The following is an 18137-nucleotide window of genomic DNA, read 5'->3' on the forward strand; positions in this document are numbered from 1 at the left end:
GTCGATCAGGAAGGTGTGCGCGCCGAGCCGTTGTCGAGCTTGCCGAGCGTCTCCGGCACCACGAACGCGCCGATGAGAAAGATCACGCTGATTGCACCGACGAAGATGGAGAGCGTCGACGGCAACTGGCCCGCATCCTTCGCGACGAGCGAGACGAATGTCGGCATCATTCCGCCGATCGCGAAGCCGATATTCCACGAAAGACCCGTACCCGTCGCGCGGATCGCGGTCGGGAAGCGCTCGTTCAGGAAGATCAGCACGGGCGCATAACCCGCGCTGCCGAGCGCGGAAAGCAGCACCGCGTAGACGCCGACCATCGTGATGCTTTGCGCCGTCGGCAGCAGCAGGAACAGGCCGGGCAGCGCCACGAGCCGGATCATGCCGATCCAGATGAACGCGCCCTTGCGGCCGATGAACGTGCTGATGTGCCCCGCCGCGACCGACGCGATCACCACGGCCACGCTGCAGATCATCAGGATCGCGGCGGCCGCGCCGTTCGGCGCATGACTCACGACTTTGAGGAAGGTCGGCAGATAGCCCGACGTGAGGTAGTAGCCGCTGCCGCCGCCGATAGTCAGCAGCAGATTGACGAACAGCACGCTGCGATAGTCACGCGAGAACAGCGTGCGGATCGGCGAGCGCGCCACTTCGACGGTCGCGCTTTTCAATTGCGCGGCGGCCTTCGCGGCCTTCTCGGCGGCAAGCTTCTTCCAGAGCGGCGATTCTTCCAGACTGTTGAACACGAAGAAGCCGAGCAGCGAACTCACGATACCCGTGAAGAACATGCAGCGCCAGCCCCACACGTCGAATGCATTGCCGGGAAACAGCGAGGACATCGCCAGATAGGTAACCGACGCGAGCAGCGCGCCGAGTCCCGCGCCGCCGCCGCCGATCAGCCCCGACACCGCGCCGCGATACTTCGGTGCGACGGACTCGGTACCGATGGTATGCGTGGATGCAACCACGCCGCCGACGAACACACCCTGCACGAGACGCAGCAGCAGAAACAACACCGGCGCGGCGATGCCCGCCTGCGCGACCGTCGGCAGCGCGCCGAAGGCCGCCGTCGACACGCCGACGCCGACAACCGCGACGATCATCGCGCCCTTGCGGCCGTGACGGTCCGCGTAAGAGCCGAAGAGCGCGGAGCCGAGCGGCCGCATCAATAGCGTCACCGCAAACGACGCGTAAACAGCGGCGAGCGAAAGCATCGCGTGCTCGGACGGGAAGAACAGACGCCCGACGATCGGCGCGACGTACAACAACACGAACAGGTCGAACAGATCGAGCGCCCAGCCCATGCACGACGCCATCACCGCGCCCATGATCTGCCGCTGATTAACCGGGAGCACGGTGGCCCCGTCTTGCGCTGCTACAGACATTTGCATCTCCTTGTGTGTCACAGGCACGCTTTGTTGGGTGCGCGCTCTTGTCGAGGTTGAAAAATCGTCAGTGGGCCGCGGCGAACGGCATTGCCACGCCCGCCCGTCGCTCGGCAACCATCGCATCGGCGATTTTCTCGGCGATCATGATGGTCGGTATGTTCGTATTCGCCGATGGCAGCCGCGGCATCAGCGAGGCATCCACCACGCGCAGCCCTCGTGTGCCTCGCACACGGCCCTGCGTGTCGGTCACGGCGTCGCGCTCGTGTGCGCCGCCCATGCGGCAGGTGCCGCTCGCATGCCACACGCCGAACACGTTCGCGCGGATGAAATCGGCGAGCGCGCGGTCGTCGTGGATCAGCGAAGTCATCTTCAGGCCGCGCGTGAAGAAGCGTTCGACCAGTAGACGCCGCAGCGGCGGCGGTGTGTCGAGCAACGCGCCGAGGATCGAAGTCATAAGCGCATTGCCTTCGCCGACCTTGCTCAGCGCCTTCACGCGCGGCGAGAAAGCGGCCGGGAAGAAGTCGCGCGAATCGCGTCCCAGGCCCGACGCATCGACGATGCGCGCCAGCATCCGCACGCCGGCGGCGAGCCGTTGCAGATCGCGTTCGTCGTCGAGCAGATTCAGATCGACGCGCGGCGCAACCGTCGCGTCGGGCGACGCCAGTTGCACGCGGCCCAGTGAATAGGGCCGGTTGCACCACAGGAAAAAGAGGCCGAGCCGGTTGCCGAGCGCATGCCACGCTGCGCGCGTCGCGCTCGACAAATACAGATCCGACTCGTCGCAGCCCGCGACGCCCGAACTCATGCGCGCGGCCATCATGCTCGCGCGGCGTCGCGCAAGCGGCATCCGAAAGCGCGGCTCGAGAAAATGACAGAACGTGAGCGACGGATGATCCTGCAGATTGCGCCCGACGCCCGGCAGATCCACCGTACACGGAATGCCCATCGCCGCGAGTGGGCGCGCATCGCCGATGCCGGCGCGCATCAGCATGGCGGGCGACTGCAATGCGCCCGCGCTCAGCACCACTTCGCCCGCATCGAAAGCCACGCGCTCGCCGTTCGCCGCAATCGCGACGACGCCGCGCGCCGTCGCGCCTTCCATCACGATGCGCTCCACGCGCAGATTCGAATAGATGTTCAGATTCGAGCGCTTGCGCGCGGCTTCGTCGAGATAGGCGATGGCCGTCGACACGCGCTTATCGTCGATATTCGAGAACGCGCCCGGAAAGAACCCGTCGCCGAATTCGCCATTCTGGTCCTGAAGTTCGGCGAAGCCGTTCGCGCGCAAACCCTTCGCGAATGCATGACAGAACGCTGGCCAGTCGCTCGGCATGATGCGGCGGATCGGCACGGGACCGTCGGTGCCGTGCAAGGGGCCGCCTGGAAAGTCCACATCGCGTTCGAGCTTGCGAAAATACGGCAGCACGTCCCGCCACGACCAGCCTTCGGCGCCGTTCGCGGCCCATTCGTCGTAGTCGCGCGGCAGGCCGCGATTGGCCGACTGCACGTTGATGCTCGAGCCGCCGCCCATCACGCGGCCCTGCTCGTAGACGCGCGGCGCGGCCTGCTGCGTGGCCTTCGCCTCCAGATCGGGCCAGATGTACGTGTCGCCGCAGAAGACGGGCATGGGATAGCTGTCGAGAATCGCCGCGGGCACCGCGCCCGGCGGCGTGTCGGCGCCCGCCTCGATCAGCGCGACGCGCACCGACGGCTCTGCCGACAGTCGATGCGCAAGTACGCATCCTGCCGAGCCGCCGCCTACGATCACGTAGTCGAAGCGATCCATCGCGTTGTCTCCTCCTGTCTCGTTCGCCGCGCGGCGTGTCAGGTATCAGCTCAGCTGCCGCGAAACACCGGCTTGCGCTTGCCATGAAACGCTTCGACGCCTTCGCGGAAATCGTCCGACGCGCGCAGACGGCTATAGCAATGTCCTTCGAGCTCGATCGCGATCGACAAGGGCGCGTCTTCCGAATCGTTCAGAAGCTTCTTCGCGGTACGTTGCGCGAGCGGCGAGAATGCACGCAGTTCGTCGACGAGCGCATCCGTTGCCGATTCCAGTTCGGCGTCAGCGACGCAATCGACCGCGATGCCCCACTCGTACGCTTCTTTGCCCGGAATGCGGCGCGAGCGCATCACGATGTCCTTCGTGCGGCCGATGCCGACCATCGACTGCAAACGCGCCGAGCCGCCCGAGCCGGGAATCTGGCCGAGCTTCTGCTCCGGCAGCGCATAGAACGTCGTATCGGTGACAATGCGGAAATCGCACGCCAGCGACAACTCGAAGCCCACGCCGAAGCAGAAGCCGCGATTGGCCGCGATCACCGGTTTAGAGCACCGCGCGGGCGCTGCGATGTTCCAGGCGAGCTTCGATACGTGCTCCGGCGAGGCCTCCAGAAAGCCCTTGATGTCACCGCCGCTCGAAAAGTGCTCGCCTTTCGCGCGCACGACGATCACGCGCACGCGCTCGTCTTCGTCGAGGGCCTCGAAGACGGCGCGCAACTGCTCGCGTGCGTGCATCGAAATGACGTTGAACGGCGGCCGATGCAGGATGATGTCGGCGCGCTCGCGCTGCGCGTCGATGTCGACCGAGAAGCCGTCAAGGTCTTGCAGCAGGGTCTGGCCGCGATGGTTGAGATCACTCATTGTGTTACTCCTTGGTGGTTTCTGAAGGCTGCGCGGCCTGCCCGTTCGAATCGGGCGTGTACTCGCCCGCTTGCAGCTTGCGGCGCAGAATCTTGCCGACCGGCGACTTCGGAATGTCGTCGACGAACACGTAGTCGCGCGGGCGCTTGAAGTTGACGAGGTTCGACCGGCGGCACCATGCATCGAGCGCAGCGGAATCGACGTGCTCGCGGCGCTTGATGAATGCAACCACGCGCTGGCCCCAGCGCTCGTCCTTGACACCCGCGACCGCGACTTCATCGACGGCGGGATGCAGCGACAACACCGATTCGATATCCACCGGCGAGATGTTTTCTCCACCGCTGATGATCATGTCGTCGACGCGGCCCGTCACGTACAGATCGCCGTCGCGGTCGAGATAGCCTGTGTCCCCGGTGAAGTACCAGCCCTCGCGCAGGCACTTCGCATCCGCGTCCGGGCGATTCCAGTAGCCTTCGAAGGCTTCGTCGCCGAGCAGGTCCACGATGATCTGCCCTTCTTCGCCGACCTCGGCGATTTCATCGGGCGAGAGCGCATCGAGCCTGACGACGCGCAGCCGCGTATTGATGCCCGCGCGGCCCGCGCTGCCGGGCTTTCTTGTCGCGTCCTGATCGATGCTGAACGTGTAGACCTCGGACGAGCCGTAGTGATTGACGAAGAGCTCCGGCTCGAACGCGGCCGAGAGGCGCTTGAGCAGGCCGTCGTTCATCGGTGCGCCCGCGAAGCCGAGCTTTCTGACCGACGACGTGTCCGTGTTCGCGAACGCGCTGTCGGCAAGCAGATCGTGATAGAGCGTCGGCACGAGGTAGAGACAGGTAAGCGCGTACTTCGAGATGCATTCGAGCGCGAGCTTCGCGTTCCAGCGCCGCACGCAGACGAAAAGACCATCGACGAGCGCCATGGCGAGCAGCGAGCGCACCCCCATCGTGTGATAAAGCGGCATCACGCCGAGCGACCGTTCGCCGCGCCTGTACAGGTTCTGCGCGACGTGCGCGAGCGCTCCCGCGCGTTCATGCCGATGCCGGCGCGGCACGCCCTTGCCTTTGCCCGTCGTGCCGGACGTGTAGAGGATTAGCGAGATGTCGTCGGCGCTGGCGTGCGCCGCATCGCTCACGTCGTTCACGTCGCCGCTACGCGTTCGTTCGGCGATGAGCGCATCGAAGCGGGTGGTGCGGCCGGGCGCGTCGTCGAGTCCGACGCGCGGCACGTTTTGCGCAGCGGCGCTCTGCGTGACGGAATCGGCGCTGACGGGTTCGTAGACGATCGCCTTCGCCCCCGCGTCGGTCACGCAGTAGTCGACTTCTTCCGGCTTTGCGCGCCAGTTGAGCGGCACGATCACGATGCCCGCAAACTGCCCGGCCCAATGCAGCGTCGCCATTTCCCAGCGGTTTTGCAGCACGACGAGCAGCCGGTCGCCGCGTTGCAGGCCGAGCCCGCGCAGGCCATCTGCGACATTCAGGATGATGCGATGCCACTGCGCGTACGTCAGTTGCACATCGCCATCCACGAGCGCGAGCGCGTTCGGACTGCGCTCGACGCTTTGCAAAAACGTGCGGCCGAGATCAAGCATGTTCGACCTCTTGCGTGCTTGCCTCGGCCCGGCGGCGCGCCGCCACATCGAGCACGGCGGCTACGATCGGCGTGTAGCCCGTGCAGCGGCAGATGTGGCCCGACAGCATTTCGCGCACTTGCGCCTCGGTCGGATCGGGCACGCGTTGCAGATAATCCGCGCAGGACATGAGGATGCCCGCCGTGCAGAAGCCGCACTGCAGCGCGTGATGCCGCTGGAACGCCTGCTGCAGGTCGCCGAGCGTCTGACCGGGCGCAAGGCCTTCGACGGTATCGATATGCCGCCCATCGGCCTGCACCGCGAGCATCAGGCACGAGCGCACTGCGACGCCGTCGACCTGCACGGTACAGGCGCCGCACACGCCATGTTCGCAGCCGACGTGCGTGCCCGTCGCGCCGAGTTCGTGCCGGATGAAGTCCGACAGCAGTTCGCGCGGCTCGCAGTAGCCGCTTCGTTCGCGGCCGTTCAGCGTCAGCGCGATGCGCTGCGCTTTGCCGTGCCGCATGAGGGTGTCTGACATCTTGCTCACTTTGCCTCCTCGATCACGCGCCATCCGAGTTGCCGGACCAGATTCCGGCGATATTTCGCGCTGATGTGCGCATCGTCCTGCGCGTTCAGTTTCCAGCTCAAATCGTTCAGTGCGCCGCGCAGGTCGTCGCCCTGCAGACGCGGCCATTGCTCCCGCACGGGCCGGTCCGCGACACCGCCGACCGCAATACGGATCGACTCGTCGGTGACCACAGCCGCGCACGCGACGATCGCAAAATCGCCGTGTCGCGCAGAAAACTCCGCGAACGCGTAGCGCTCGCCTGCCTTGCGCAGCGGGAAGCGCACCGCTTCGACGAGTTCGTCGGGCTCGCGCGCGGTCATCAGCATTCCCTGAAAGAAGTCCTGCGCGGCGAGCGTGCGGCGCCTCTTTCGCGAGCGCAGCATCACGTCGCCGCCGAGCGCCGCAAGCACGAGTGGCAACTCCGCGCTCGGGTCCGCATGCGCGATCGATCCGCACACGGTGCCGCGATTGCGGATCTGAAAGTGCGAGATATGCGGGAAGGCCATCGCGAGCAGCGGCGTTTCGTCGGCGAGCGTGCTGCGCCATTCGACGCTGCCTTGCGTCGCCGCGGCGCTCACGACGAGATGCCCCGCCTGCCTGTCCGGGCGCACGGCATCGAGTTCGGCGGTGCGCGAGATATCGACGAGCACCTTCGGCTGCGCGAGCCGCATGTTGAGCACGGCCATCAGCGACTGGCCGCCCGCCAGCACGCGCGCGTCTTCGCCGTATTGCGCGAGCGCGTCGAGCGCGTCTTGCGCGGTCATCGCGCGCAGGTAATCGAACGGTGCGGGCTTCATGCGTGCCTCCTGAAACGTGCAAGGAGTCTTGCGATCCACGATCCATGCGCTTGCACAGGCTTGCCCGCCGCCTGTCGTCCGAGCGATTCGAACAACTGCTTCAGCACGACCTTCGCCGCGCCTTCGAGCATGCGGCCGCCGACCGCCGCGACCTTGCCCGACACCTGCGCTTCGTAGTCGTACGTGAGCCGCGTGCCGCTGCCTTGCGGCGTCAGTTCGACGAGACCGCTGCCCCGCGCGCTGCCGAGCGGGGAAATCCCCGCGCCAGCGAGTCGCAGCCGGCTCGGCGCATCGATCTCCGACAAACCGATACGCGCCTCGAAACGCGCCTTGATCATGCCGACGCCGACGGTCACGTCCGCGCGATACTGGTTCGGCGCCGTCTCTTCGAGCGCGTGACAGCCGGGAATGACGTTCGCGAGCGCCTTCGGATCGAGCAGCACGGCAAACACAGCTTCGGGTGTCGCGGGGAGTTCGACGGCGCCCTGCGCCGTCAGTGCGCGTCCGCCGCCTGGCGTCGCGGGCTTCGTCGCGGGCGCCTCGCGATATTGCGGCCGCGACGGTTCGGGATCGTCCATGCCGATCATCGCCATCACGCTGGGCGGCGTAAGCGGCAGGCGAATGTCTTCGACACCGAGCGCGTCCGCCACGGCATTCGCGATGCACGGCGGCGTGCTCATGTTGTTGCCTTCGCCGAGCCCCTTCGCGCCAAGCGGCGTGAAAGGCGAAGGCGTCTCCAGATGCACGATCAGCGGATCCGGCACTTCGCAGGTCGTCGGCATCAGATAGTCGGCGAGCGTGCCGGACTGGAAACTGCCATCCGCACCGTAGCGGAACTCTTCCATCAGCGCCGCGCCCACGCCTTGCGCGAACGCGCCTCGAATCTGGCCATCGGCGAGTGCGGGATTGAGGAGCGTGCCGGCGTCGTGCACGGTCACATATCGGTCGATACGCACGCGTCCCGTTATCCGATCCACTTCGACACCGCACATGTCGAACGCGAAGCCATACGCCGCCGATGTATTGATGTGGTCCTGTTCGTCGGGCGCATCCATGTGCGGCGGCGACCAGAACACCGTTTCGCGCAGACCCGGCTCTTCGCCCTCGGGCAGGAGCGCGGGCGCCCAGTGCGGCGCATTGCTCGCGGCGCGCGCGAACGGCAGCGCGCGGTCTGCGGCGTCGCGCGGAAAGACGCGCGCGCCTTCGAAGCACACGTCGCCGGGCGCGCAACTGAACTGCTTCGCGAGCACGCGCGCGAGCTTGTCGCGCACGCGCGTCGCGGCGAGATGCACCGTGCCCGCCACCGCGCCCGCGAAGCGGCTGGAATAATTGCCCGCCGCGACGGACCAGGCGTCCTTGTGCGTATCGAATTCGACGTTGACGACGATGTCCTTCGGATCGAGTCCCAGCACATCGGCGACGACTTGCGCGCACACGGTCATATGGCCCTGGCCCGCGGGCGTTGATGCGATCGTGACGACCACGCCGCCGAGCAGATCGACGCTGACCGTCGCGCTCGCAATCGCGCCGTTTTTTGGCCCGGCTTTCCTGCGGGCGTCGGCGGGCATCACGGTCGTGATGTAGCCCATGTTCGAGACCGACGGCTCCACGATCGCCGCGAAGCCGATGCCATACAGGCGCCCTTCGTTGCGCGCGGCGTCGCGGCGCGCAACCAGTTCCCGGTATCCGCCTTCGTCGAGTGAACGGCGCAACGCTTCCTGATAATTGCCGGAATCGAGCAGCGCGCCCGCCGCCGCACGATACGGAAACGCATCGGCGGGAACGAAGTTGCGGCGATACACGTCGAGCACATCGAGCTTCAGTTCGATCGCGATGCGCTGGATCAGCCGCTCCAGCGCGAAGTACACCTGCGGCCCGCCGAAGCCGCGCACGAGCCCCGTCGGCGTCCTGTTCGTCAGCACGACGCGATTGCGCACCAGCAGATTCGAGATCGCGTAACCGCCCGTCAGGCAGCCGTGCATCCGGTAGAGCGTCGCGGGCTCGGGCGCGCGCACGTAGCCGCCGACGTCTTCCAGCTGATCGTAAGACAGCGCGACGATGCGGCCATCCGCTTCGACGGCCGCTTCTACCGTCGAAACACGCGCCGCCGCCGAGGTCGCCGCGCTCAGGTGTTCGAGCCGATCCTCGACCCACTTCACCGGCGCGCCCGCCTTGCGCGAGGCGAGGCACATCAGCACGACATACGGAAACACGGCCTGCTTCACGCCGAAGCTGCCGCCGGAATCGCGCGGGGCCTTATGACGCAGACGATTGGCGGGCACGTTCAACGCCATCGCCATGACGGCGTGCAGCGAGAACGGCCCCATGAAATTCGACGTGACGTCGTAGCCTTCGTCGCCCGAAAGATATTCGGCGATGACCACGCCGCACTCGATCGGCGCGCACGTGTTGCGCGGATAATGCGCGACGAGCTTGACGCGATGCGGCGCGCGCTCGAAGGCGGCTTCCGGCTCGCCGTAGCGGAAATGCCGGTCGCTGATCACGTTGCTGCCGACGCGTTCGTGCAGCACCGGCGCGTCGTCCCTTGCGGCTTGTTCAATCGACGTCACGGGATCGAGCGTCGCGTAGTCGACCTTGATCAGATCGAGCGCGTCTTCCGCGAGCGCACGCGACTCGGCCATCACGACCGCGACGGGCTCGCCGACGTAGCGCACGCGGTCCATCGCGAGCGCCCACTGTTCCATCGGCGATTTCACGCCGACGACGAACGGTCGCGACCACGGGCGCAAATCGTCGCGCGTGAGCACCGCGCGCACGCCGGCGAGTTTCGACGCGGCTTGCGTATCGATCGACAGGATGTCCGCATGCGCGTGCGGCGAACGCAGAATCGCGGCGTGCAGCGTGCCCGCCTTGACAGCGATGTCGTCGCCATAGCGGCCACGACCCGTCAGGATCGCCGGGTCTTCGAGGCGCTCCATCGAGCGTCCGACGTGACGCTGCGGTGCGGCCGTTTCGCGCATCTCTTTGCCGGCGACGCGCGCGTCGATGTCGGCAAATGCGGTTTCGCGCTGATTCATGACGTTACTCCTCGGGTGCGGCGCGGCCGCCGAATTCGTCGGCGAGACCACTCCAGCGGCGCGCAATCTCGTCGTGCTCGATGCCGAACAGATCGAGAATGCGCCCGACCGTGTGGCCGACCACGTCCTCTATAGTCTGCGGATGCGCGTAGAACGCGGGCACCGGCGGCATCACGATCGCGCCCATCTCCGTGGCGAGCGTCATGTTGCGCAGATGCGCGAGATTGAGCGGCGTTTCGCGCGCGACCAGCACGAGGCGGCGGCGCTCCTTGAGCATCACATCGGCGGCACGCGTAAGCAGGTTGTCCGCGAAGCCGTTCGCGACGCCCGCGAGCGTTTTCATCGAACATGGCGCGATCACCATGCCTTCGCTGAGAAACGATCCGCTCGCCACGGCCGCGCCAATATCGCGCACGTTGTGCACCACATCGGCAGCGGCTTCAAGATCGCCGCGCGCGAAGCCGAGTTCCTGTGCGGCGGTCACCGCGCCCGATGACGACACGACGAGATGCGTCTCGTGCGTGCCGAGCCGGCGCAACGCGGCGAGCAAACGCACGCCGATCACCGCGCCGCTTGCGCCCGACATGCCGACGACGATGCGCTTCTTTCGCTCAGCCATGATCGCGCGACAAATAGGCGTCGAACGCGCTGTTGTCAGCGGCGACGAGGGCTTGCAGGTCGACCGTGTCCTCACCCGGTATGTGCACGCGCGTGAACACATGCGCGGGATACACGACCGGGCGTGTCGCGTCGAGGCCCATCTTCGCGCTGACGCCTTGCAGATGCGACGGCGCGTCGTCGGGCTGACCGACCGTCGTCGATGGATCGAGCGGCGAACCTTGCGCGCCGGCTATCACAACGAGATCGCGATCTGCCTGGAAGCGCGTCGCGATCGCCCACTCGATTTCCGCGGGATCGTGCACGTTCACATCTGTATCGACGACGACGACCTGCTTGATGTCGTAATGCGCGCCGAACGCACAGAGGATGACGTTCTTCGCTTCGCCTTCGCGCTTCTTGTCGAATTGCACCCACAGGTGATAGCGGCACACGCCGCCCACCGACAGATGCACGTCTTTCACGCCGGGATGGCTGCGCTGAAGATGCGCGAGCAACGTGGCTTCGCGCGGAATCGCACCGAGCAGCAGGTGCTCCATTTCGGCGGGCACAATCGTATGAAAGATCGGGCCGCGCCGATGCGTGACGGCCGCCACTTCGATGACTTCGCGTGCTTCCTTCGCGCTGTAGTACTTCGGAAATTCGCCGAACGGACCTTCCGGCTCGCGCACGTTCGGCAGAATGCGCCCTTCTATGACGATCTCCGCGAACGCCGGCACGTGCACGCCGTTCGTCACGCATCGCGCGACTGGCAGCGGCGCACCGTGCAGCGCGCCCGCGATTTCGAGTTCGTCGTGATCGATCGGCGTGATCGCCTGCGACGCGAGCATTGTGAGGGGATCGACGCCAATCACGATTGCGACGTCGAGCGCGTCGCCAGCGGCTTCCGCGTCGCGCTGGAATGCATGGAGATGACGCGGCAGCAGCAGAATCGCCATGCGATCGGGGCCGTGCACCTGAATGCGGTTGATCGAGACGTTCTGCACGCCGGTGCGCGGATTGCGCGCGATCACGAGACCGGCGGTGATGTACGGGCCGCTGTCGTGTTCGCTGTGCGTGGGAATGGGCAGCAGCGCGTGAAGATCGATGCCGCTCGTATGCACCACTTGCTGACAGGGCGCGTCCTCACGTTGAATCAGTTTCGATGCCAGCGGGCCAGCCGCCGCAGCGGAAAAACGTGCGAGCAATGCGGATTCGTCGACGCCCATTGCTTCCGCGATCCACGCGCGCTTCGACATGAAGCCGCTCACGACGGGCACCGTATGGCCGTGTGGCCGCGTGAAAAAAGCAGCCTGTTCGCCGTCTAGCCGCTTCGCGACGGCGGCGAGTTCATGCTCGAGCGCAACGGGCGTATCGATCGTCGCGACACGGCCGGTTTTCGCGAGATGCGCGAGCCAGTCGCGCAGCGACAGCGAGCCGGTGTCGGCGTGATCGCGTGCCCAGGCAAATGAGGGAATACCGTGCGTTGCGGCCTCGCGTGTGTTCATCATCGTCTCCATCTATGCACGCCTGCTATGCCAAGCGCATGGGATGAAGCGTAGCGAGATCGCGCCATAACATCTAATACTGTTTACTGATGTGATGGATCATTCGTTCTTATATCAGTGTTAGCCCGGATGACAGCGTTCTTACAGTTACGTATCAATGGAACGCTCCCCGCGCCTGTACGGAAGGGCCCCTCACGATACGGCACCCTGCACCGTCGACGAGCGCAGGGTGATAATGTCACCCCGCCCCATTAGCATCGCTGATGCCCCGAGGGAACATGGACCTCAAGCAAATTCAGTACTTCATCGCGCTGTTCGAAGACGGCTCGGTCACGCGCGCCGCGAAGCGGCTGCACATCGTGCAACCGGCCTTGAGCATGCAGATCGCGAAGCTCGAGGACGAACTGCATCAGCAGCTGTTCGAGCGCGGCGCAGACGGCATGGCGCCGACCGCCGCGGGACGGCTGATGTATCGCCTGTTTTTACCGATCATGCGCGACCTTGCTCACGCGCGGCAGCAACTCGTGCAGCGCGACGAAGTGGTGACGGGGCACGTCGGCATTGGCCTCATCGCATCGGTGACGGAAAGCGTGCTCGCGGATTCGCTGTCGCGCTTTCACGCGCGTTACCCCCACGTCGAAGTCACCATCGCCGACGGCTACAGCGCGACCTTCATCGACTGGGTGGCGGGCGGTCAGCTCGATGCGGCCATCATCAACAAGCCGCGAGCGCGCCTTTCGCTCGACTCGCACCCGATGCTCGACGAAGAAATGGTGCTGGCGACCAGCGCTGCGCATGGCCCCGACTTGCCGCGTGCCATCGAACTCGCGCAATTGCCCGAACTCGAACTGGTGCTGCCAACGAAGCGCCACGGCCTGCGCGGCGTGCTCGACAGCGCCGCGCAACACGAGGACGTGCTGCTCGCACCGCGCTTCGAGATCGACGTGCTCTCCACGATTCTCAAGCTCGTCGAGCACACGCGCTTCGCGACGATCCTGCCGCGCATCGTCGTGGAGCGTGCCGCACGGCACGGCACCTTGCGCGCGTGCCCCATTCTCGCGCCGCGTATCGTCCGGCACATTCTCTGCGTGAGCCATCCGCGCCGGCCATTGAGCGCGGCGGCGGAGGCGCTGATCGCGACCATCGGCGACGAGTTGCATCGGGCGTCGACCATTACGGGCGACGAGCCCTCACAGGACGCGAAGGAACCCCACGGGCACTAACACGCCATGTCCGATTGGCGAGCCTCAGGTGGAGAGGTGATCGGCTAAGCGACGCAACATGGCATCCGACTCGCGCAATTGCTCGACGGTGATGTACTCGTCGGGCTTGTGTCCCTGGTCCATGCTGCCGGGTCCGCATACGACGGCCGGAATGCCTGCCTGTTCGAACAGACCGCCTTCCGTACCGAAGGCCACCGTGCCGAATTCCGTCGATCCCGAAAGCAATGCAAGCAGACGTGCCGCTTCACTGTCGGGCGGCGTCGCCAGACCCGGATACGACGACAGCGGCGTCAAACTGATGCCGGTATCCGCCTTCACGGCACGCATCTTCGGCAGCAGTGTGGCCTGTGCATACGTCTGCAAGCGGTCCGCGACCTCCGTGGCATCGAAGCCCGGCAACGCACGCACTTCGAAATCGAACTCGCACTCCACGGGCACGATATTGAGCGCGCGGCCGCCTTGGATGACGCCAGTTTGCACCGTGGAATACGGCGGATCGAAACGTTCGTCGCGATGTTCGGCCTGTGCGAGTTCTTCGCCGATCTCATCAAGATGGTTGATGAGACGCGCGGCATATTGAATGGCGTTGACGCCATAGGGCGCGTAGGCCGAGTGACACGGCGCGCCCTTCACACAGCAACGCATTGCAAGCTTACCTTTATGACCGAGCACCGGCTTGAGTTCGGTCGGCTCGCCGATCAGACAGAGCACGGGTTTATGCGCGCGACGCGCGAGTTGTTCGAGCATTGGACGAACGCCGAGGCAACCGACTTCTTCGTCGTATGAGAATGCGAGATGCACCGGCATCTTCAAGTCGCGCTTGACGAAGATCGGCACTGCGGCAAGAACGGAAGCAAGAAAGCCCTTCATGTCCGCCGTCCCGCGGCCGTATAGACGCCCGTCTTTCTCGACGAGCCTGAACGGATCGACGGTCCACGCCTGACAATCGACGGGCACCACATCCGTATGACCCGACAGCGCAACGCCGCCGCGGTGGCGCGGCCCGATCGTCGCAAAGAGATTGGCCTTGGTGCACTCGTCGTTATAGAACAACTCACATTCGACGTCATGCGCCACGAGATAATCTCGAATGAATTCGATAAGAGCCAGATTGGAGTCGCGGCTGACTGTCGCGAAACCGATCAGCGCCTCGAGCAACGCACGGCTCGACATCTCATTCATCGCCCGGTACGCCGTAGCTCGGCGCCGCGGCCGGATTCAATGCGCGCGTCACATAGTCGTTCATCTGCGGTTCGTAGGCGGTCCACAACTCGCCGAGCTTGCCGATGGGATCTTCGTCGACCCAATCGACGCGCAGGTCAACAAGCGGCCACGTCAGGTCACTCACTAATTTCAGCGCCGCAGAGTGCACCGGCCCCGCTTCGCCGCCTGCCGCGATTGCAGCATTCATTGCTGCGAGCAATCTGTCGGCAAGATGGCCTTCGGCGTTTGCAAACGCGGCCGGCATCGCTTCAATGACGTGCTTTCCAGACAGCATGTTCCCCGCGGCGACACACTGGTTGCCCGCGACGGCATGATACGTGCCCAACGCTTCCTTGCCGCTGAAGAATGCGGTGCGGCCTTTTGCATCGACCACGGTCACCTGGCGAAACTCACTCCATTCGTTTGCATCGAGTGCCTGTTTCAGGGCCTCTGCTGGAGCGAGCTGCTTGCCGGCGAGAAGATCGAGAATCTGCGGCCCGAGTGCGGGCAACGTGATGTTTTGCGTTGCGACCGCGCCCACTCCCGCGCGCAGCCACGGGCAGCGTGCGCCCACGGCAATGCTCGACGAACTGATCGCAATACCGAGTTGGCCCGTCTTTTCGCAACGACCGACGATAGAGAAAGTCATGCGTACTCCTTATGCCTTGGGCGGCGGCGTCCATCCATCCGGAATGACGGCGATCACATCGATTTCCATTAGCCATTCCGGCTGTCCCAACGCGACCACGGTAAGTCCTGTCGAAATGGGAAACACACCCTTGAGCCACTTGCCGACTTCGCGATACACCGGTTCACGAAACCGCACGTCAGTCAGGTAGGTGGTCGTCTTGACGATGTGGGAAAGGTCACTTCCCGCTTCTTCGAGCAACTGCTTGACGTTCTTCATCGCCTGCTCGGCTTGTGCGCGCGGATCGCCGAGGCCGACGAGGTTGCCCGCGAAGTCCGTGCCGATCTGTCCACGCACATACACGGTATTGCCGGCGCGCACGGCCTGGCAAAGATCGTTGTCGAGCGTCTGGTTCGGGTACGTATCCTTCGTGTTGAACATGCGGATACGGGTATGCGTAGGTTGGCTCATCGATTTGCCTTCAATGTTTTAATTGACTTGAACGCTCTCTTCACGCCGCGGCTTCTGGCTGTTGCTTTGCGCAGTGTCGTAGTACGCCTCATATTCGCGCTGAGTGACGATGTGATCGGCGATGTGCTTCGCGTCATGCCACACACCCCAGATAAATGCCGAGCCGCGTCGCGACAACCAGGGAAGGCCGAGGAAATACACACCTCGCTCGTTCGATACACCGCGTTGGTGTTTCGGCTTGCCTTTCTCGTCGAACGTATCGACTTGCAGCCACTTGAAGTCGGTCGCGTAGCCCGTTGCCCAGATGATCGACGTGACGCCTGCCTGTTCGAGATCGAGATCCGTCAGCGGGTGGGTCAGACAGGCGGGGTCGGACGGAATCAGGCGTGCTTCCGGTTCAGCAGGAAGGTCGAGGCCGTTGCGGACTGCGTAACTGTCGGCTGCATCGAGCAGAGACAGATAGTTTTCATCTCCACGCGCAATGTTTTCCGCGAGGTCGGCGTTGAAGTGCACGACATTGCCGTCAAACGATTTCGTCAGACCGACGAGCGTAATGCCCTGATGCCCGAGTCGGCGGAAGTCCACGGTTTGCCCGCCACGCGCACCGCTCACCGCGATGGTCACGTGCTCGCGGCCAGGCTTCATCACTTCGGCATCCCACTCGCCGAGAACGCCGAGCCACCAGCAGAAGTCGCGTCCGCGATACGCGCGCGGCGGACGGTCATGCGCACCAACAGACAGATACACGTTGCGGCCCGCGCGCTGCAGTTCATCGGCAATCTGCACGCCCGACGAACCGGCGCCCACGACCAGTACGCCACCAGCGGGCAACTGCTGCGGGTTGCGATAGTCCGCCGAATGGATCTGCGTGAGCGATGCATGGCGCGGCGCGATCGGCGGAATCACGGGCTTCTGGAATGGACCTGTCGCCACGACGACGCGCCTCGCCTCCAGCACGCCATCCGACGTCTCGACGGTAAAACCTTCGCGCCCCGTGTTGCGTACCACCTTCGTCACTTCGACGCCGGTGCGAATCGGTGCTTCGAACTTCCTCGCGTAGGCGACGAAGTAATCTGCGACTTCTTCTTTGGGCGCAAAGGCATCCGGCCGGGTCTCCGCGAATTCAAGGCCCGGAAAGCGATCGTGCCAGGCGGGGCCGTTCGCGACAAGCGAATCCCACCGTCCCGTGCGCCAGCGCTCCGCAATGCGTGCGCGTTCCAGCACCAGATGCGGCACCCCATGGCGGCTCAAATGTTCGCTCATGGCGACGCCGGCTTGGCCCGCGCCTACTACGAGCGTATCGATCGACGTTGTTCCCACTGTCATGGCTATGTCCTTCCGAGAGGCGGTATGTCGTCGTGGGAATCTACGCGCCGAAACAGGATCGATAAAATATTTTCAAAAAATGCAGAGCATCGGAAAAACCTATGCACGGTTTTTTGTCCGCTCCACAATGCAACGCATCCTGCTCTCTTGATCGACGCCGATGGAAAGCCACCCGCTACGCTATTCGTTGCGCCAGTTGCGCTATTTCGTGGTCACCGCCGAAGCACTTTCCTTTACCGCAGCGGCCAGGAAACTGCACATTTCGCAGCCGTCCATCTCCACGGCTTTAGCCGATCTGGAAGTGTCTTTCGGCGTGCAGCTCTTCATTCGACACCACGCTAGCGGTCTCTCGCTGACGCAGGCCGGGCGCGATTTATTAGGCCAGGCTCGCAATCTTCTGAAGATCGCAGAAGAATTGCAGATGGCCGCTAAAGAGATGGATGGCGGAATGACGGGCTCCATCGCCCTGGGTTGCCTCGTGTCGCTCGCGCCGCCGCTTATGCCGGGACTGATTGCGCGCTTCACCGAAGATCACGCAGGCATTTCCTTTCGCACCGTCGAGGCACACCAGGATGCGCTGCTTCGCGGCTTGCACGACGGCTCGCTCGATATCGCGCTGACGTACAGCCTGGATCTCACCGAGGACATTGCCTTCACGCCGCTGCTGTCCTTGCCGCCTTACGCCATTCTTCCGCGCACGCACCGGCTGGCGCGCGCCCGCAAGATTTCGCTGGCGGATTTATTGCCCGAGCCCTATGTGATGCTCGATCTGCCGCACAGCCGCGAATACTTCGCTGCGCTCTTCGACGCGGTGGGCAGCCGCCCCGTCCCCGCGTTTCGCTCGTCCCAGCCGGAAGTGGTGCGCGGCATGGTGGCAAATGGACTCGGCTACAGCCTGCTCAACTTTCCGCTCAAGTCCAATCGCACCGTGGATGGCGAAGAGTTCGTGATTAAACGCTTTAAAGACAGTGTCAATCCAACGATGCTCGGCATCGCACAGTCTCGCACCATGAAACCCCGTCAGGTGGTGCATCGCTTCGCTTCGTTTTGCGAGAACTACATACGGCGCTTGCACATCGACGCTTGAACAGCGCTGCATAGCCAAAAGCTTTGCGTTGTATCCGAAAACTATATTTTGACTGGGATATTGGCTTGATAGATTGAGTCCATGCCGAGCGCA

The 18137-nt window shown here is 64.4% G+C and carries 15 protein-coding genes; 2 read left to right on the forward strand and 13 right to left on the reverse strand.

Translation table 11 applies throughout. The annotated features are described in order from the left end of the window. Positions 1–5 precede the first annotated feature (5 nt). The 9 genes from HV711_RS17370 to HV711_RS17410 form a co-directional block, all read right to left on the reverse strand. Positions 6–1382 carry an MFS transporter gene (locus tag HV711_RS17370; protein ID WP_028359826.1) on the reverse strand — a complete coding sequence of 459 codons (1377 nt, stop codon included), beginning with the start codon at positions 1380–1382 and terminating at the stop codon, positions 6–8. A gap of 67 nt (positions 1383–1449) precedes the next feature. Beyond that, complete coding sequence (locus HV711_RS17375) at positions 1450–3171, reverse strand: GMC family oxidoreductase (RefSeq protein ID WP_035479070.1); 1722 nt, start codon at positions 3169–3171, stop codon at positions 1450–1452. A 50-nt stretch (positions 3172–3221) separates the two neighbouring features. After that, entirely contained in the window at positions 3222–4028 is an 807-nt protein-coding gene (locus HV711_RS17380) for an enoyl-CoA hydratase/isomerase family protein (protein WP_013590306.1), read from the reverse strand. Positions 4029–4032: 4 nt separating this feature from the next. Beyond that, the gene (locus HV711_RS17385; RefSeq protein ID WP_035479073.1) at positions 4033–5616 is read right to left on the reverse strand and encodes an AMP-binding protein; all 1584 of its coding nucleotides are present in this window, start codon (positions 5614–5616) and stop codon (positions 4033–4035) included. Next, on the reverse strand, positions 5609–6145 hold the full coding sequence (locus tag HV711_RS17390; RefSeq protein WP_013590308.1) for a (2Fe-2S)-binding protein: 537 nt from the start codon (positions 6143–6145) through the stop codon (positions 5609–5611). Before HV711_RS17390 ends, HV711_RS17385 begins: the two co-directional genes overlap by 8 nt. Next, positions 6142–6963, reverse strand: a complete 822-nt coding sequence (locus tag HV711_RS17395; protein ID WP_035479076.1) for an FAD binding domain-containing protein — start codon at positions 6961–6963, stop codon at positions 6142–6144. Before HV711_RS17395 ends, HV711_RS17390 begins: the two co-directional genes overlap by 4 nt. Further along, positions 6960–10001, reverse strand: coding sequence for a xanthine dehydrogenase family protein molybdopterin-binding subunit (locus HV711_RS17400; protein WP_035479078.1), 3042 nt, complete (start codon positions 9999–10001; stop codon positions 6960–6962). Before HV711_RS17400 ends, HV711_RS17395 begins: the two co-directional genes overlap by 4 nt. Positions 10002–10005: 4 nt before the next feature. Continuing rightward, positions 10006–10620, reverse strand: a complete 615-nt coding sequence (locus tag HV711_RS17405) for a UbiX family flavin prenyltransferase (protein ID WP_013590311.1) — start codon at positions 10618–10620, stop codon at positions 10006–10008. Beyond that, the gene (locus tag HV711_RS17410) at positions 10613–12106 is read right to left on the reverse strand and encodes a UbiD family decarboxylase (RefSeq protein WP_013590312.1); all 1494 of its coding nucleotides are present in this window, start codon (positions 12104–12106) and stop codon (positions 10613–10615) included. Before HV711_RS17410 ends, HV711_RS17405 begins: the two co-directional genes overlap by 8 nt. 278 nt (positions 12107–12384) lie before the next feature. Between HV711_RS17410 and HV711_RS17415 the strand changes: the two genes are divergently transcribed. Next, positions 12385–13329 carry a LysR family transcriptional regulator gene (locus HV711_RS17415; RefSeq protein ID WP_035479082.1) on the forward strand — a complete coding sequence of 315 codons (945 nt, stop codon included), beginning with the start codon at positions 12385–12387 and terminating at the stop codon, positions 13327–13329. A 24-nt stretch (positions 13330–13353) separates the two neighbouring features. On the opposite strand, the gene argE is transcribed toward HV711_RS17415, so the two are convergent. From argE to HV711_RS17435, 4 genes are read right to left on the reverse strand one after another with little or no spacing between them, the layout of a single operon-like run. Continuing rightward, positions 13354–14511, reverse strand: coding sequence for an acetylornithine deacetylase (argE, locus tag HV711_RS17420; protein ID WP_035479084.1), 1158 nt, complete (start codon positions 14509–14511; stop codon positions 13354–13356). Continuing rightward, complete coding sequence (locus HV711_RS17425; RefSeq protein WP_035479087.1) at positions 14504–15181, reverse strand: DUF1028 domain-containing protein; 678 nt, start codon at positions 15179–15181, stop codon at positions 14504–14506. The genes argE and HV711_RS17425 overlap by 8 nt, the downstream gene beginning before the upstream one ends. Before the next feature lie 9 nt (positions 15182–15190). Further along, positions 15191–15631: a RidA family protein gene (locus HV711_RS17430; RefSeq protein ID WP_035479090.1), complete on the reverse strand. Its 441-nt coding sequence runs from the start codon at positions 15629–15631 to the stop codon at positions 15191–15193. Positions 15632–15649: 18 nt separating this feature from the next. Then, the gene (locus HV711_RS17435; protein ID WP_035479093.1) at positions 15650–16957 is read right to left on the reverse strand and encodes a flavin-containing monooxygenase; all 1308 of its coding nucleotides are present in this window, start codon (positions 16955–16957) and stop codon (positions 15650–15652) included. 160 nt (positions 16958–17117) lie between these two features. On the opposite strand from HV711_RS17435, the gene HV711_RS17440 reads away from it, so the two are divergent. Continuing rightward, positions 17118–18044 (forward strand): LysR family transcriptional regulator, encoded by a 927-nt coding sequence (locus HV711_RS17440; RefSeq protein ID WP_013590318.1) that lies wholly within the window; start codon positions 17118–17120, stop codon positions 18042–18044. Positions 18045–18137: the final 93 nt, after the last annotated feature.

This window comes from Paraburkholderia phenoliruptrix (assembly GCF_902859825.1).
Lineage (GTDB): Bacteria > Pseudomonadota > Gammaproteobacteria > Burkholderiales > Burkholderiaceae > Paraburkholderia > Paraburkholderia phenoliruptrix.

What these genes read in the sequence shown, in the direction of transcription:
- HV711_RS17410 (WP_013590312.1), bottom strand. Translation starts at nt 12,106, where the DNA reads ATGAACACACGCGAGGCCGCAACGCACGGTATTCCCTCATTTGCCTGG.
- HV711_RS17400 (WP_035479078.1), bottom strand. Translation starts at nt 10,001, where the DNA reads ATGAATCAGCGCGAAACCGCATTTGCCGACATCGACGCGCGCGTCGCC.
- HV711_RS17405 (WP_013590311.1), bottom strand. Translation starts at nt 10,620, where the DNA reads ATGGCTGAGCGAAAGAAGCGCATCGTCGTCGGCATGTCGGGCGCAAGC.
- HV711_RS17440 (WP_013590318.1), top strand. Translation starts at nt 17,118, where the DNA reads ATGGAAAGCCACCCGCTACGCTATTCGTTGCGCCAGTTGCGCTATTTC.
- HV711_RS17425 (WP_035479087.1), bottom strand. Translation starts at nt 15,181, where the DNA reads ATGACTTTCTCTATCGTCGGTCGTTGCGAAAAGACGGGCCAACTCGGT.
- HV711_RS17435 (WP_035479093.1), bottom strand. Translation starts at nt 16,957, where the DNA reads ATGACAGTGGGAACAACGTCGATCGATACGCTCGTAGTAGGCGCGGGC.
- argE (WP_035479084.1), bottom strand. Translation starts at nt 14,511, where the DNA reads ATGAATGAGATGTCGAGCCGTGCGTTGCTCGAGGCGCTGATCGGTTTC.
- HV711_RS17430 (WP_035479090.1), bottom strand. Translation starts at nt 15,631, where the DNA reads ATGAGCCAACCTACGCATACCCGTATCCGCATGTTCAACACGAAGGAT.
- HV711_RS17380 (WP_013590306.1), bottom strand. Translation starts at nt 4,028, where the DNA reads ATGAGTGATCTCAACCATCGCGGCCAGACCCTGCTGCAAGACCTTGAC.
- HV711_RS17370 (WP_028359826.1), bottom strand. Translation starts at nt 1,382, where the DNA reads ATGTCTGTAGCAGCGCAAGACGGGGCCACCGTGCTCCCGGTTAATCAG.
- HV711_RS17375 (WP_035479070.1), bottom strand. Translation starts at nt 3,171, where the DNA reads ATGGATCGCTTCGACTACGTGATCGTAGGCGGCGGCTCGGCAGGATGC.
- HV711_RS17395 (WP_035479076.1), bottom strand. Translation starts at nt 6,963, where the DNA reads ATGAAGCCCGCACCGTTCGATTACCTGCGCGCGATGACCGCGCAAGAC.
- HV711_RS17415 (WP_035479082.1), top strand. Translation starts at nt 12,385, where the DNA reads ATGGACCTCAAGCAAATTCAGTACTTCATCGCGCTGTTCGAAGACGGC.
- HV711_RS17385 (WP_035479073.1), bottom strand. Translation starts at nt 5,616, where the DNA reads ATGCTTGATCTCGGCCGCACGTTTTTGCAAAGCGTCGAGCGCAGTCCG.